12 protein-coding genes and 1 other RNA gene are annotated in these 16,707 nt (G+C 29.5%); 10 read left to right on the top strand and 3 right to left on the bottom strand.

What is annotated here, in order from left to right; genetic code table 11:
- Position 1: 1 nt before the first annotated feature.
- Complete coding sequence (locus ACJJVY_RS04040; protein WP_405605425.1) at positions 2-2,449, bottom strand: TonB-dependent receptor; 2,448 nt, start codon at positions 2,447-2,449, stop codon at positions 2-4.
- Positions 2,450-2,454: 5 nt separating this feature from the next.
- Entirely contained in the window at positions 2,455-4,158 is a 1,704-nt protein-coding gene (locus tag ACJJVY_RS04035) for a M23 family metallopeptidase (protein WP_405605423.1), read from the bottom strand.
- Positions 4,159-4,306: 148 nt separating this feature from the next.
- Between ACJJVY_RS04035 and ACJJVY_RS04030 the strand changes: the two genes are divergently transcribed.
- The 8 genes from ACJJVY_RS04030 (at position 4,307) to ACJJVY_RS03995 (ending at position 14,320) form a co-directional block, all read left to right on the top strand.
- Complete coding sequence (locus ACJJVY_RS04030; RefSeq protein WP_405605421.1) at positions 4,307-4,597, top strand: hypothetical protein; 291 nt, start codon at positions 4,307-4,309, stop codon at positions 4,595-4,597.
- A 13-nt stretch (positions 4,598-4,610) separates the two neighbouring features.
- On the top strand, positions 4,611-4,901 hold the full coding sequence (locus ACJJVY_RS04025) for a cell division protein ZapA (RefSeq protein ID WP_405605419.1): 291 nt from the start codon (positions 4,611-4,613) through the stop codon (positions 4,899-4,901).
- Between the two features lie 56 nt (positions 4,902-4,957).
- A non-coding RNA gene (gene ssrS / locus ACJJVY_RS04020) (6S RNA) lies at positions 4,958-5,066 on the top strand.
- A 47-nt stretch (positions 5,067-5,113) separates the two neighbouring features.
- Positions 5,114-6,685: a ribonuclease Y gene (rny, locus tag ACJJVY_RS04015; protein WP_405605417.1), complete on the top strand. Its 1,572-nt coding sequence runs from the start codon at positions 5,114-5,116 to the stop codon at positions 6,683-6,685.
- Between the two features lie 228 nt (positions 6,686-6,913).
- Positions 6,914-10,075 (top strand): SusC/RagA family TonB-linked outer membrane protein, encoded by a 3,162-nt coding sequence (locus ACJJVY_RS04010; protein ID WP_405605415.1) that lies wholly within the window; start codon positions 6,914-6,916, stop codon positions 10,073-10,075.
- Positions 10,076-10,080: 5 nt separating this feature from the next.
- The gene (locus ACJJVY_RS04005) at positions 10,081-11,553 is read left to right on the top strand and encodes a SusD/RagB family nutrient-binding outer membrane lipoprotein (protein ID WP_405605413.1); all 1,473 of its coding nucleotides are present in this window, start codon (positions 10,081-10,083) and stop codon (positions 11,551-11,553) included.
- 62 nt (positions 11,554-11,615) lie between these two features.
- Complete coding sequence (locus ACJJVY_RS04000) at positions 11,616-13,202, top strand: fibronectin type III domain-containing protein (protein ID WP_405605411.1); 1,587 nt, start codon at positions 11,616-11,618, stop codon at positions 13,200-13,202.
- On the top strand, positions 13,202-14,320 hold the full coding sequence (locus ACJJVY_RS03995; protein WP_405605409.1) for a phosphoglyceromutase: 1,119 nt from the start codon (positions 13,202-13,204) through the stop codon (positions 14,318-14,320). The genes ACJJVY_RS04000 and ACJJVY_RS03995 overlap by 1 nt, the downstream gene beginning before the upstream one ends.
- 310 nt (positions 14,321-14,630) lie before the next feature.
- Here the strand turns inward: ACJJVY_RS03995 and xerD are convergent, their stop codons facing one another.
- Complete coding sequence (xerD, locus tag ACJJVY_RS03990) at positions 14,631-15,527, bottom strand: site-specific tyrosine recombinase XerD (protein WP_405605407.1); 897 nt, start codon at positions 15,525-15,527, stop codon at positions 14,631-14,633.
- A 154-nt stretch (positions 15,528-15,681) separates the two neighbouring features.
- On the opposite strand from xerD, the gene ACJJVY_RS03985 reads away from it, so the two are divergent.
- Positions 15,682-16,182, top strand: a complete 501-nt coding sequence (locus ACJJVY_RS03985) for a hypothetical protein (protein ID WP_405605406.1) — start codon at positions 15,682-15,684, stop codon at positions 16,180-16,182.
- Between the two features lie 81 nt (positions 16,183-16,263).
- Positions 16,264-16,677 carry a type II 3-dehydroquinate dehydratase gene (gene aroQ, locus ACJJVY_RS03980; RefSeq protein ID WP_405605404.1) on the top strand — a complete coding sequence of 138 codons (414 nt, stop codon included), beginning with the start codon at positions 16,264-16,266 and terminating at the stop codon, positions 16,675-16,677.
- The last annotated feature ends 30 nt before the right edge of the window (positions 16,678-16,707 follow it).

The following is a 16,707-nucleotide window of genomic DNA, read 5'->3' as shown; positions in this document are numbered from 1 at the left end:
TTTAAAACTTCATGCCTACTTTAAAGTTTAAAACTCTACCAGTCATATAATTTGGTATTCCGTATTGGATTTTAGAATATACATCTCTAACCCAAGTATTGGTAATTGAGTTCTGTATATCAAACATATTAAAAAGTTCTAAACCAGCTGATAATTCTTTAAATTTAGATAGCCAACCTGTGGTGTAATTTTTATTAGCATCCACAAAAATATAAGAAACACCCAAATCTGCACGTTTATAATCTCTTAATCGATCTTGAAATTGATATACATCTGCATAAGAAGGAGCTCCACCAGGAACACCTGTATTATAAACTAAATTTAAATATGCTTTTAAATCCGGTAAATTAGGTACGTAATCTTGAAACAAAATTCCGAATTTAATTCGCTGATCAGAAGGTCTAGCAATATAACCTTGATTGTCTATATTTTCTTCGGTTTTTAAGTATCCTAAACTCACCCAACTTTCGCTTCCTGGTACAAACTCTCCATTTAAACGAAGATCTAAACCATAAGCATAAGCAGTAGTTAAATTATCTGCTCTGTAACGTATTCTTACATTATCAATAGAATAAGCGTTAACATCTGTTAAGTTCTTGTAATAAAGTTCTGAGGTTAATTTAAATGGTCTTTCCCACATACTAAAGCTATAATCCATCCCAGATACAAAATGAATCGATTTCTGTGCTTTTACATTCACATTAATATCGCCATTAAAATCTCTTAATTCTCTGTAAGAAGGTGGTTGAGAATAAAATCCACCAGAAATTCTAAATAACATGTCTTTTTCCCAATCTGGTTTGATGGCAAATTGCGCTCTTGGACTAAAAATAAATTGATTCTTAGAAGCAACCTCATTTCCTTTTACAGACCAGTTATGTGCTCTAATACCTAAATTATACCAGATTTCATGTTCATTTAAAAACGAACGTTGGTTAAATTGTACATAACCAGAAACTCTATTAATAGCTACATTATTATCTTTTCTAATATTTTGATATGGAGTAATCGGTCCTGTAAAAGGTTCGTAAGGTTGATTATTATTAATACTATTTGGCGGTCTTATAGAAAACCCTAAAGAATCTATTATTTCCCATTCTCGAATACGATCTTTAATATCTTCTTTTTGATATTTAGCACCAAAACTCCATTGAGTTTGGTCTTTTTTAATAGTCCCTTTAACTTGTACATTGGTAATTAAGGCGTCTAAATCGTTTCTTGCATGATTTAATTGCGATCCAATTCCTTGAGAAAAATCTACTTCTCCAAAACTTTCAGAACCAATATCTGTATCAACTTCACCTAAATTATAAGAGGCAGCAATATCAAAATGTTCTTCTTCTTGTGTGTTGTATCTAGAGGCTGTTGTAGTAAGCGTAAAATTATCATTTACTTCATAATTAGCAGACAAAGCTCCAAAAAGAGTTAGATATTTGTCTTTTTCTTGTCCTGTATAAAAAACAACTAACTCTAAAGGATCTGCAACAGTACCAAAACGGGTTCTTCTTGATAAAGGTTGATAATCGTAATTATTTAATGAAAAATTACCTAAAAAATTTAAAGAGATTTTTTCTGAAAACTCATAAGAAAGATAAGTTTGTACATCCGTAAACCTTGGTTTAAAATTAGTTTCTATTTGTTTACTATTTACAAATAAACTGTTATCTCTATACCTAACACCAGTAATTGTACTTAGCTTTTTATTTAAGAAACTTCCTTCAAAAGTTAAACTAGCACCTAGTAAGCTAGCATCTATAGATGTGGCAGTTTCGTTTGGTTTTCTGTAAGCAATGTCTAAAACCGAAGATAATTTATCGCCATATTTTGCTTGAAAACCACCGGCAGAAAAATTAATATTCTGCACCATATTAGAGTTGATAAAACTTAAGCCTTCTTGCTGACCAGATCTAATTAAAAAAGGTCTGTAAACTTCTATACCATTTACATAAACTAAATTTTCATCAAAATTACCACCTCTAACATTGTATTGTGTGCTTAACTCGTTGTTATTACTAACACCTGGTAAAGTCATTAAAACATTTTCTACACCAGCATTAGGACCAATTACATTTTTAACAACATTAATGTCTATTTTTTGTAATCCTTGAGCGCTTTTTTTATTGTCTTTAATAATAATTTCGTCTAATTCTTCTGTTTTAGAGGTCATTATTATAGAATAACGTACGCCATTTCTACTATTGGCAATATATTTCTTGGTAAAAGTTCTATAAGAAATATGGCTAAAAATGATTGTTATTTCTTTTTTATAGGGAATTCTTATAGTGTAATTACCATTTTCATCGGTTGTTGTACCACTAGTATTATATTTTATAGAAACGTTCCTTATGGGTTGTTTGTTTTTATTTTTGACGGTTCCTTTTAAAATTGTCATTTTCTGAGCAAAAGCAATACAAGGAAATAAAAATAAAAAGAAGAAAGTTTTTTTCACGTAAGTTAGTTTACTTGTTTTTTAAAGAACGTTGCAGAAAGGGTATTCGTATTCCCAACATTGTCCGAGACTACAATTTTAAAGATATGTTTGCTACCAACCAATTTTTTATCATTAAAATTATAAGTTAATATTCTTTTCTTATGATTGTATTCCATCAAAATCCATTCTCCGTCTATAAAAGCACTATAATTTTTAATGCCAGAACCTACATCAGAAATTTTAACTTTTAAAGTTTTTAATTTAGAAATCCATTGTTGGTCTTTAAAGTACAATAAGTTTATTTTAGGTTTTTGATTATCTGTTTTTAAAGCGTATTTACCTAATGTTTTTGTAGTTGTATAAAAAGTACTGTCTTTTTTTCTAGTAAATTGATATCTAGGATATTTGACGTTGTCTACATTAGCAATATACATTTGCTGTTTTTCAGCATCAGAATATTTAGAAACATTAAAAGTTAATGTAAAGTTTTTATCTAAAGGAATTGTAGGATTATGCACTTTTGCAACGCCATTATTAACATCAAAATCTAAATAAAGGTTATTGTAAAAAGTATTTTTAGGAAATGCAACCGTAACATTTTCTTCACTGAATTTATGAAATTTAGAAGCAACTATTTTATAATCTGTACTGTCTTTTGGTTTAGAAAAGATAGTGTTGCTTTCTTTACCTGTAACTGAAAAAGTGATAGAACTCTTGTTATTATTATAATCTCTAGCAATAATTTCTATGTTGTAATTGAGCCCATTTTTAATATTAATGACACCGTTATTTATTAATCCTTTGTAAGTAGAAAGTTTATTTGCATCTTCTTTGTAGGTTTTTTGATACTTCTTTTTATATTTTTTATAATGGGGGTAATCTGTATATAAATTGATGTATTTACTTTCGAAAAAAGAAAAAGTTTCTACATCATGATAAAAATAACGCTTGCCATTTACTAACATCTCTAAACTAAAAATTCCGTTTTTGTTATAGGCATCGTTCAATTGGTCGTATACATAAGCACCAAAACTAATATCACCAGAAGCAGAAATTTTAGTAACGGTGTATTTGCCATTTCCTAAATTTTTTAAAGGAAGAACAAAACTTCTATTTTGATTATTTACTCTAGAATCATCATTTATAGGATACACTTTTAAAGATTGAAACCTTGGTGGTTTGGTGTCTGTAGGATTTAAGCCAAAAAATAATGGATTGATTACATTTTCAGATTCCGTATTTCTAATTTCATAATGCAAATGTGGCCCTCCAGAACCTCCTGTATCACCAGAAAAAGCAATTACTTCTCCTTTTTTTACAGGAAATTGATTTTCTTTAAAAAATAAATTTCCCGTTTCATAATTTTCTTTTTTGTATTGAATATCTTTTATATAATCTTGAATTTTATCTGCATATTTACTCAAATGACCATAAACAGTTGTAAAACCGTTGGGATGTGTAATATAAATAGCTTTTCCGTAGCCATATTGCGCCACTTTTATTCTAGAAACATAACCATCTGCAACAGCATACACTTTTAAACCTTGTACTCCTTGGGTTTTAATATCTACACCTGAGTGAAAATGATTACTTCTTAATTCACCAAAAGTTCCTGATAAAATAATGGGAATATCTAAAGGATTTCGAAAATAATCATCAGGATATTTTTTTTGTGTAAAGCTGCTGAATGTTGATAAAAATAGGGTTAATATAAGTATTTGCTTCAAAATGGTTTTTATTTTTTACAAAAGTAGTAAAAATGATTTTTTTAGTTAAAATAATGTAAACCATACCGTTAGTAAAAAAGCAATTAAATGTTGTAAAGTTTAAAACAGAATGTTAACTTTGTAGCTATAGTTTTATTCTTTAAATTAGATGAGTAATACAATCGAAGCAATTCATTTACTGGAAAATAAGTTAAAAAATTTAATTTCTAATTATGAATTTTTAAAAAAAGAAAATGAAATATTGCTTCAGAATACCACAAAATTACAACATCAATTAATAAAAAGAGAACAGTTATTTGCAGAACAGAAAAAACAGTATGATTTGCTTAAAATTGCAAAAACTATAGAGGGCAGCGGGGAAGATACAAAAGATACAAAACTCAAAATAAATACATTAATTAGAGAAATTGATAAATGTATTATTCAATTAAACGAATAGCGTTCTTTAAATAGTGGGTAAACTAAAAATTAATATTGTAATAGCAGGTAGAACTTATCCTTTAAGTGTTAATAACACAAAAGAAGAAGAGGGGATGAGGAAAGCAGCAACTGCTATTAACAAATTAATATCTATTTATGAGCAAAATTATGCAGTTAGCGATAAACAAGATGTTTTGGCTATGTGTGCATTACAATTTGCTTCTAAAGTAGAAATATCTGCATTAGAAAGAGATTCGACAGATAGAGAAGTAGTAGATAAATTAAATGAATTAACTAATTTAGTTGATTCTCATTTAGAATAAGTTCTTTAAAATATACATTAACAACACACTGCCTACGTTAGTAAATTGTTTATTAAACTCAACACGATTCAATTATGAAGGATGAGTCTTAACTACTAAAGCATGCCGCCTCGAGTGGATTCTTGAACAGTTAGTTAGTCCTATAAGTAACCATATTTGGAGTTTAAAAAACCTCACTAATGTAGGCTTTTTTTATATATTAAATTTAAATTATGAATGGAGAAATAATACTCTCAATTATTGTGGGAGTTTTAATAGGTATAGCAGTTGGATATATAATTGCTAAAACTTTAGAGAAGTCAAAAGGAAAAAAACACCTTAGTGCTACCAGAAAAGAGGCTGATACAATTTTAAAAGAAGCTAAAATTGATGCTGAATCTGTAAAAAAAGATAAAATTTTACAAGCTAAAGAAAAATTTATAGAGTTAAAATCTGAGCATGAAAAAGTAATTTTAGGAAGAGAAAAAAAGATTTCTGATGTAGAAAAACGTATTAGAGATAGAGAGTCTCAAGTAGCATCAGAAGTTGATAAAAATAAGAGATTAAACAAGTCTTTAGCTCAAAAAGAAGGCGAGTTTAATAAAAAATTAGACTTTTTAGAAAATAAAGAAGGAGAAATTGAGAAATTACACAAACGTCATGTAGATATGTTGGAGCAAATTTCTGGTTTGTCTGCAGAAGAAGCTAAAACAGAATTGGTATCATCATTAAAAGATGAAGCTAAAACTGAGGCAATGGCTTACATACAAACCTCTGTAGAAGAAGCTAAATTAACAGCAGAACAAGAGGCTAGAAAAGTTGTTTTAGGAACTATACAAAGAGTTGGAGTAGAACAAGCGGTAGAAAACTGTGTTTCTGTTTTTAATTTAGAGTCTGATGACGTTAAAGGACGAATTATAGGTAGAGAAGGACGTAATATTAGAGCTTTAGAAGCTGCAACAGGTGTAGAAATTATTGTTGATGATACTCCAGAAGCAATTATATTATCTTGTTTTGATCCTGTTCGTAGAGAAATTGCTCGTTTGTCTATGCATAAATTGGTTACTGATGGAAGAATTCACCCAGCAAGAATTGAAGAAGTAGTAAAGAAGACAGAAAATCAAATTAATCAAGAAATTATAGAAGTTGGTAAGCGAACTGTCATCGATTTAGGAATTCATGGATTGCATCCAGAATTGATTAAAACTGTGGGTAGAATGAAATACCGTTCTTCTTATGGTCAAAACTTATTGCAACACTCTAGAGAAGTAGCAAACCTTTGTGGTTTGATGGCAGCAGAAATGGGACTAAATGCAAAAGTTGCAAAACGTGCAGGATTGTTACATGATATCGGTAAAGTACCAGATACAGAAAGTGAACTACCTCATGCTTTATTAGGTATGCAGTGGGCAGAAAAATATGGAGAAAAACCAGATGTTTGTAATGCAATTGGAGCTCACCATGATGAGATTGAAATGAAGAGTTTAATTTCTCCTATTGTTCAAGTTTGTGATGCAATTTCAGGAGCAAGACCAGGAGCAAGACGTCAAGTTTTAGATTCTTATATTCAACGTTTAAAAGATTTAGAAAATATAGCTTTTGGTTTTAACGGAGTTCAAAAAGCATATGCTATTCAAGCTGGTAGAGAATTACGTGTTATGGTAGAAAGTACAAAAGTTAATGATGCTAAAGCTGCAGAGTTATCTTTTGGAATTTCTCAAAAAATACAAAATGATATGACGTATCCTGGACAAGTTAAAGTAACTGTGATTAGAGAAACTAGAGCGGTTAACGTGGCTAAATAGTTTTATTTTTATATAATAACAAAAAAAACCTTGAGTATTTACTCAAGGTTTTTTTTATGCTTTACCTTCTTAAATTAACGTTAATTTTTTGAGTATATTGATGTTTCTCATAACCAAATCATAAGCTTATTCTAAGTTTAAGCATCAATTCCCTAATATTTATTAAACGTTAATTTTACTTAATAACTTTTCTTTTGTGGTTAAATAATCAAACCAAACAAACACAAAATGAAACACAAGTTTTTAAGTAAATTTTTAATTTTAATGTTATTTTTTCTCAGTACAGCTGCTATTAGTCAGCAAGTATTATCAGGAAAAATAATAGACGAAACAGGCGCTTCTTTACCAGGAGCAAGTGTAAATTTAGTAAATGGTACTAAATGGACTACATCAGATTTTGATGGAAAGTTTAGTATAGAGTTTAAAGACGAAAAAAGTAAAATTAAGGTAGTTTACCTTGGTTATATTAGTCAAGAAATTGTAATAGGTAATAAAAATAATATTACAATAACATTGTTACCCGAAGTAAATTCTTTAAATGAAGTTATTGTAACAGCTTTAGGGATTAAAAGATCACAAAAAAAAGTAGGTTATGCAACACAACAAGTAGAAGCTTCTACAATTAAAGAAGTTGTTGCACCCAATGCTGCAGGTTTAATTACAGGTAAAGTAGCGGGTTTAACCGTAAGTAACCCAACAGGTTTATTTCAAGCTCCTTCTTTTACATTAAGAGGTAAAACACCTTTAATTGTTGTGGATGGAATTCCTGTTAGTACAGATTTTTATGATATTTCTCCTGATGATATTGTAGATATTACGGTTTTGAAAGGTACTTCTGCATCTGCTTTATATGGTTATAGAGGAGGAAACGGAGCAATACAAATTACGACTTCTAAAGGCGAGAAATCTGATGGATTAGAAATAACAGTTTCTCATAATACCATGGTTAGTGCTGGTTTTACTGTTTTTCCAGAAACTCAAACAGAATATGGAAATGGTTCTAACGGGCAGTATGAATTTTGGGACGGACAAGATGGTGGTATTTCTGATGGCGATATGATCTGGGGTCCAAAATTTGAACCTGGAGTAGAAATAGCACAATGGAATAGTCCTATAAAAGATAATGTAACTGGCGAAATTACTCCTTGGTGGGGAGATGTAAGTGGTACAAAATATGATGATAAATCTCGTTATTCTAGAGTACCAATTGCTTGGGAATATCATAATAATTTAAAAGATTTTTTAAGAACAGGTGTTATAAATACAACTTCTTTTTCTGTAACAAACTCTACAAAAAATGGTTCATACAGATTATCTGGTAATTATAAATCGCATACAGATAGAGTGCCAAATGCGAGTTTAAAAACAGGAGGTTTAACTTTTAATTCATCAACAAAATTATCAGATAAATTAACCTTAGATAGCAAATTAGCGTATAATAAAGTGTTTTCTCCAAATTACCCAAGACATGGTTACGGACCTAAAAACCACATGTATACTATTTTAATTTGGATGGGAGATGATGTTAATGGTCAAGAATTAAACGAACATAGATATATTACTGGTCAAGAAGGATACAGACAAGCAAACTTTAATTATGCTTGGTACAACAATGTATATTTTGCAGCTCATGAGTTAACTCAAAAGTATGATTCTAATGTTTTAAATGGTCAATTAAAATTAAATTATCAAATTTCAGATGATTTTAGTGTACAAGCAACAGGTTCTGCTGTAATTAAAGATCGATTTGAAGATAGAAAAAGTCCTAAATCATATTTAAATTATGGAGATCCAAGAGATGGAGATTACAAAACGTGGAATACAAATACGGTTGATGTTGATTATAATGTATTAGTAAATTATAACAAAGAAATCTCGGATAAGTTTTCTTTAAATGCAAATGTTGGTGCATCATCAGAATATCATAAATATCAACAAGAATATAACGCTACAGATGGTATTATTGTACCAGAGTTGTATAGTTTAAATAATACAAAAGGAAATGTTATTGCAAGTACCGATTTTTCTGAAAGATCTGTAAATAGTTTGTACGGAATGTTAGAATTAGATTTTGACAATAAATTATTTTTAACATTTACGGGTAGAACAGATAAACACTCAACGTTACCAACAGACAATAATTCTTTATTTTATCCTTCAGTTTCATTAAGTTCAATGGCATCCGAATGGTTTAAATTACCAGAATCTATTAACTATTTAAAAGTATTTGGTTCTTGGGCACAAGTAAAACGATCTTTAAGTGCGTATCAAATCAATTCTTATTATGACAATGCAGGTTCTTTTGATGGAAGTTCAGAATTATCATATTCTGGTAGTTTAGTGAATCCAGATATAGAAGGTTCTTTAACTACCAATGTAGAGTTAGGATTTAGTGCAGGATTTTTAAATAACAGAATTGGTTTAGATTTTGCTTATTACAATGCAATTGATGAAAATTCAATTATAGATTTACCAATTTCTTTAGGATCTGGTTTCTCATCAAGAAAAGAGAATGCACATCAATTTACAACCAACGGATTTGAAGTTTCTGTTAGAGCAACGGCTATAAAAAACGAAGAATTTAGATGGGATGTTTTAGCAAACTGGTCTAAAAAAGTACAACGTTTAACAAGATTAGATGAAGGTGCAGAGCAATACAATAGCTTAAGATTAAACGATAGAACAGATGCTTATTATGCAACAGTTTGGGAAAAATCTGCTGATGGAGATTTAATTATTGATGCCAATACAGGTTTACCTACAAGAAACCCATATCAACAAAATATTGGAAATAAAAACCCTGATTGGAGATTTGGTTTAGAAAATACATTTAAATACAAAGGCTTTTCTTTAAAAGTTGGTATAGATGGTGTTTGGGGAGGTTTAATGAGATCTTTAACTGTAGAAAAAATGTGGTGGGGTGGTAAACATCCAAACTCTACAGAGTATAGAGATTCAGAATATGCAAACGGAATTGGAACAGTTTATATTCCTGATGCCGTAAACGTAACTGGTGGTTCTGTACAAAGAGATTTAAACGGTAATATTACTTCAGATACTAGAACTTACGCAACACATTCTACGCCTGTAAGCTGGCAAACTTGGTCTCAAAACTATCCTTATAGAGCACAAGTTACTGAGAAAGAAAGTAAAAAGTTTGCCAATGTTTTTGATAGATCTTATTTAAAATTAAGAACAGTGTCTTTAAGTTACGATTTAACCAAATTAGCAAACATAAAAGGTGTAAAACAATTGAATGCAAGCTTTAACGGGTACAACTTATTTATCTTGAAAAAAGCAGATATTATTGATCCAGATTTTGGAGATGATGATAATTTACAAGATCCTTCTACAAGATATTTAGGACTTGGTTTAACTTTTAAATTTTAATAAAAATGAACAATTTTAAAAAAATATTTTTTCTGATATTGGTTGTTGCTTTTTCTTCTTGCGAAGATTTAGATATAAACGACAATCCTAACAATGTAAGTGAAACTCACCCAGACTTATTATTAACAAACATTATAACAACAGCTTTTCAGGTAGAAGGAAGAGACGGTATGTATGCTTCTAGAATGATTGTGCAGACTGACGGAGAAAATACTTCTCAGTTTTATAAATGGGACAGAGCAGGTTTTGGAGATTATAATAACTTAAGACAAGTAACTAAAATGATGGAAGAAGCAGAAAGAATTTCTGATGATTCTTACTTAGGTATTGGTTATTTTTTTAGAGCATATTATTTCTATAATTTAGCGTTAACTTTTGGTGATGTTCCTTATGCAGAAGCTTTAAAAGGAGAAACAGAAAATGTTTATCAACCAAGTTATAGCACACAAGAAGACGTTTTTGTAGGGATTTTAAATGAGTTAGAGCAAGCCAATTCTTTATTAGATGGTACAAATATTATTACAGGAGATCCTGTTTTTAATGGAGATGTTAGTAAATGGAAAAAGTTAGTAAATTCTTTTCGTTTAAAAGTTTTATTAACCCTTTCTAAAAAAGAAGGAAGCTCTTCTGTTGCTATTAAAAGTCAGTTTGCATCTATTTATAATTCAGAATCTATTATTGAAGCCTCAGAAGAAAGTGCAAGATTAGAATTTGTAGACGTTGTAGATTCTAGATATACAGAATTTAATTCTAGTAGTTATGGTTCTGGTTTATACATGGCATCTACTTTTGTAGATATGTTAAAAGAAAGAGAAGATGCAAGGTTATTTGCAATTGCTGGTCAAACTAAAAATGCAAAAGAAGCAGGTTTAGCTATTAATGATTTTTCTTCTTATGCCGGTGGTAACCCAGTATTACCTTATAATGAGGTTAATTTATTAGCTGCTGCAGGAGAAGTTTCTAAGGTAAATGATAGATATACAGCAGATCCAACAGCAGAAGCGCATAATTTGTTAAGTTATTCAGAAGTTCAATTTATTTTAGCAGAAGCTGCAGTAAAAGGATGGATTTCTGCAAATGCACAAACTTTTTATGAAAACGGAATTAAAGCTAATTTTAAGTTTTACAATACATATGCAAAAGGTTACGAAACATATTACACAGAAACTGAAGCAACTAGTTATATTTCAGGTGCTTCTGTAAATTTTGAAAATGCAACTACAGATGCAGAAAAAATAAATTTAATTATTACACAAAAGTATTTAACTTCGTTTTTACAAGGTGGATGGAGAATGTATTTTGATCATTTAAGAACTGGTTATCCATTATTTCCTTTAGGTGTTGGTACGGCTCCAACAAGATGGATTTATCCTTTAGACGAATACAATAACAATTCTGTAAATGTAACAGAAGCAATAACAAGACAATTTGGATCTTCTAATGACGGAATTAGAGAGCTAACTTGGTGGTTAAAGTAAATATAAAACACTAATTTATAAGACCGTAATTTTATTACGGTCTTATTTTAATTTATAAAAAAATGAAAAAAAATTACATTTTAAGTTTTGTTTTTCTGTTTTTAACTCAATTTTTATTGGCTCAGAAAATTGAAATTAAACCTTATTTACAAGATGCAGAACCAACATCCATCAAAATTATGTGGCAAACAGATTCTGGAGAAGAATCTATTGTGCACTGGGGTTTAAGTAAAAATAAATTAAAAAATAAAACAAAAGGAACTGCTTTTGATATCAATTTTACAGATAAAAGAGTTCATGAAGTTTCTTTATCAGAATTAAAAAGATTTACCACTTATTATTACAAAGTACAAACAGGCAAAGCAGTTTCAGAAATTTATCAATTTAAAACGCCTCCGTTTTCTGGTGTTACCAAAAAGATAAATTTAGTGGCGATGAGCGATATGCAATACGATTGGCAACATCCAACGAAGTTTAAAGAAGTTGTAGAAGAAGGAGTATTGACTTATTTTGATGAAAATTATGAAGGAGATATTTCAGATAATTTAGCAATGGTAGTTATTCCTGGAGACTTAGTAGAAAGAGGAACTAATTTTAAACAATGGGAAGAACATTTTTTTAAACAATCAGAAAAATTATTTTCTAAAGTGCCAGTGTATCCAGTTCCTGGAAATCATGAAAGAAATTCTGAATATTATTTTAAATATTTTCAATTGCCTAAAAACGGAAATCCAGAATATCCAGAACATTGGTGGTTTAAAGATTATGCAAATACCAGAATTATTGGTTTAGACTCTAATGATGGTTATAGAAATATGAAAGAGCAATTAGTTTGGTTGCAAGAGTTATTAGAAAAAACAGCTAAAAATGATGCTATTGATTTTGTTTTTGCACAATTACATCATCCTCATAAATCAGAATTATGGATTCCTGGAGAGGAAAATTTTACAGGAAAAGTAGTAAAGCTATTAGAAGAATTTACTAAAAAAGCCAATAAACCAAGTTTGCATTTCTTTGGTCATACGCACGGATATTCTAGAGGGCAATCTAAAGAACACAAACATTTGTGGGTAAATGTAGCTTCTGCTGGTGGAGCCATTGATAATTGGGGAGAATTTGAAGGAAGAGATTATGACGAATTTACAGTTACACAAGATGAATATGGTTTTGTGTTGGCAACGATAGATCCAAATAAAGAAAATCCTTCTTTTACTTTAAAAAGAATTAGTAGAGGTAATAATATTGAGTTTAGAGACAATCAATTAAGAGATAGTATTACTGTATTTAAGAAAACGATTCAACCTAATCAACCAATTTTAGCTGATTTTAGTAAAGAAAATCAACCTATTTATAAAGTAGTTTTAAAAGCAAATTCTTTTAAAAGTGATAAAAAAGATGCTTTTCATGCAGCTTCTAATTGGCAAGCATCAACAACAGAAGATTTTTCTAAAATAATATACAATTCTTGGAAACAACACGAAAATTGGTATTACAGAGAAAACAGACAAAAGGATGATGATTTATCTGATGAAATTTTAGATAGAAAATTAGAAAATAATACTACGTATTTTGTACGTGTGCGTTATAGAGATCAGTTTTTAAATTGGAGTGATTGGTCTACAGTAAAAACGTTTAAAACCGCTAAATAATGAAAGCTATAAAATTTACATCTGTAGTCTTTTTTATTTTATTAATTGCTGCTTGTTCATCAGAAAAAAAGGAAAAAGAAGCTTTAGAAAAAGATGACACTTCTAAAGTTTTTATAATTACTTTGGATGGTTTACGTTGGCAAGAATTATTTTCTGGAGCTGATTCTTTATTGGTCGAAAACAAAGAATATGTAACGAATACAAAAGGTTTAAAAGAGAAATTTTGGCGTGAATCTGCAGTTGAAAGAAGAGAAGTTTTATTCCCTTTTATTTGGGGTGAAGTTGCTGTAATGGGACAAATTCATGGTAATCGTTTACAAGCAAGTAAAATAAATTTAACCAACGGGATGCATTTTTCGTATCCTGGTTATAGTGAAATTTTAACGGGTAAAGCAGATGATAAAAACATTTTTAGTAACGATAAAATTCCAAATCCGAATACAACAATTTTAGAAATTGCAGAAAAATCAGAAGCTTATAAAGGTAAAGTTGCTGCTTTTGGTAGTTGGGATGTTTTTCCGTCTATCATTAACGAAGAAAGAAGTGGTTTGTATGTAAATGCTGGTTTTAGAAAAGCAAAAGGAGATGATTTGTCAGATAAAGAAATTTTTTTAAATGAATTACAAGATGAAACCCCAAGTCCTTGGGGAACTGTTCGTTTAGATGTTTTTACACACCATTATGCAATAGAAACTTTAAAGAAGAAGCATCCAAAATTAGTGTATATTTCTTACGGAGAAACCGATGATTTTGCACATGATGGCGAATATGATTCGTATTTAGAATCGGCAAATAGAACAGATAATTTTATTAAAAAACTTTGGTATTTTACACAACAAGATGCTTTTTATAAAGGTAAAACTACTTTTATTGTTACAACAGATCATGGTAGAGGTACAGAACCTTTGGCAACTTGGAAACATCACGGAAATAATGTAAAAGATACAGACCAAGTTTGGGTAATTGCTTTTGGCGATAAAATTGAATCAAAAGGAGAAATTACTAAAGAAGAACAATTGTATACAAACCAAATAGCAGCTTCTGTTACAAAATTATTAGATTTAGAAATTGCTACAGATTCTATAGGAAAACCTTTCTCTTTTATAAAAGAAGAGTAGTAAAAATTCAGTTTTCATAAAAAAAAGTTAGTAAGAATATTTGTTATTTCTTACTAACTTTTTTGTCTTTTATAAGTAATATTTAACGCAAACTTACCTATGTGTTTTGTTAAAGTACTAGTATTTTTGTATAACTATTCTAGTATTTATTTTAAAATAAACTAGTATAATTTTAGAAAAGTTGTAGTATTTTTTAAAAACAAGTAAATTGAACTTTTTGTTTATACTTGTGATAAGAGCAATTTAAAGTTACAAAAAATAATTAGAAGGTAGCATGTAATAATGTGTATTCCATTTTGAAGCCTGTCTTTTATTTTCTAGGATGATAAGTTTCTACAATTTCTTTTAAATAACTTCTATCTAAATGCACATATATTTCTGTCGTTGTAATACTTTCGTGTCCTAATATTTGCTGAATTACGCTTAAATCTGCACCATTTTTTAATAAATGAGTCGCAAAAGAATGGCGTAAAGTATGCGGACTTATTTTTTTATTTAAATCGATTTTAATGGCTAAATCTTTTAAAATTGTAAATATCATTTGGCGGGTTAACCCTTTTCCTCTTCTGTTTAAAAATAACGTATCACTAAATTCTTTAGCAGGTTTTAAATGAGTTCTAATTTCATTAATGTAAATAGAAATATATTTTTGTGCATTGTAATGTATGGGTACAAAACGCTCTTTATTTCCTTTTCCTGTCACTTTTATAAAACCTTCATCAAAAAATAAATCAGAAATTTTTAGAGTAATCAGTTCACTAACACGCAAACCACAACTATATAAAGTCTCTAAAATAGTTCTGTTTCTTTCTCCTTGCGGATGACTTAAATCTATAGCAAAAATGAGTGCATTTATTTCATCTTCCGATAAAGTGTCGGGCAATTTTCTTCCAATTTTTGGAGCTTCAATTAAATCTGTGGGATTAGTTTCTCTGTAATCTTCAAAAATTAAATAATCAAAAAAACTACGTAAACCAGAAATTATTCTTGCCTGACTTCTGGGGTTTACTTTTTTAGCTACCTCATAAATAAATTGTTGAATAGAAAGTTTATCAATAGAAATAGGAGAGAGGCTCATTTTATTTTCATCTAAAAATAAAGTGAGTTTTTCTAAATCTCGAGTATAACTATCAATCGTATTTTGAGATAAACCACGCTCTATTTTTAAGTAGTGCTTAAAATCTTTTATTGCATCAATCCAAATCATAAATGAATATAATTAAATCAAACAAATTAGAGACTAAAAATGGATTTAAATTGAAAAGATTAAAAATCATTTGAGTTAATTTTTACATCTATAAAGCGCATTAAGACCTTTTTGTTACTATAGTTTTGTGATCGAATTTAAAAATATAAACAGTATGAAAAAATTAGTTTTTATTGCTTTATTGGCAATTGTTAGTTTAAATGAAGTGAATGCACAAGAAGGTGTTTTAAATGGAGGTTTTAATTTAGGAATTCCAACAGGAGACGTTAGTGATTATTCTGGTTTTGCAATGGGAGCAGAGTTAAATTACATGTTTCCTGTTTATGAGGGAGTTACTGTTGGTCCTTCTGTGCAATATTCTCATTTTTTTGGAAAAGAATATGATTTAGGAGGCCTTACTATAGAAGGTTCAGATACGTCTTTCTTACCAATTTCTGGTGCCGCAAGATTTAATGTTTCAGAGGATTTTGTCTTAGGTGCAAATCTTGGTTATGCAGTTGGTTTAAATGAAGGTAACGATGGTGGGGTTTATTACAGACCATTGATTGGATATAAAATAGGAAGTTCTTCTCAGTTAAATTTATCTTACTCAGGTATTGATAACGACGGATATAATTTTTCTAATGTAAGTTTAGGTGTAATGTTTGGACTTTAGAAAAAAAATAAATTTAAATTTAAAAAAACGGAAGCATTTTGTTTCCGTTTTTTTATGTAAAAAAAATTGTAATTTAGCTATATGAAAATTATAATTATAAACGGGGCGAATTTAAATCTTTTGGGAAAGAGAGAACCAGAAATTTATGGTTCTTTAACTTTTGAAGAGTATTTTAAATCTTTAAAAGAAAAATATACTGATATAGAATTAGAATATTTTCAGTCTAATAGTGAAGGAGCTTTGATAGATAAAATTCATGAAGTAGGATTTTCTTATGATGGGATTGTAATGAATGCAGGTGCTTATACACATACTTCTGTGGCTATAGCAGATGCTATTAGTGGTGTAACTACTTCTGTTGTAGAAGTACATATTTCAAATACACATAAAAGAGAGGTTTTTAGGCATAAATCTTTTTTATCTCCCGTTTGTAAGGGGGTTATTTTAGGGTTTGGTTTAAAGAGTTATGAATTAGGTGTTAAGAGTTTTTTGTAGAGAAAAAGAGAATAACGTAACTTTCTATAA

The organism is Polaribacter sp. Asnod1-A03, assembly GCF_045063585.1.
Lineage (GTDB): Bacteria > Bacteroidota > Bacteroidia > Flavobacteriales > Flavobacteriaceae > Polaribacter.
Note: the sequence above shows the minus strand (reverse complement) of the source record. Positions and strands in the feature narration are given on the sequence as shown.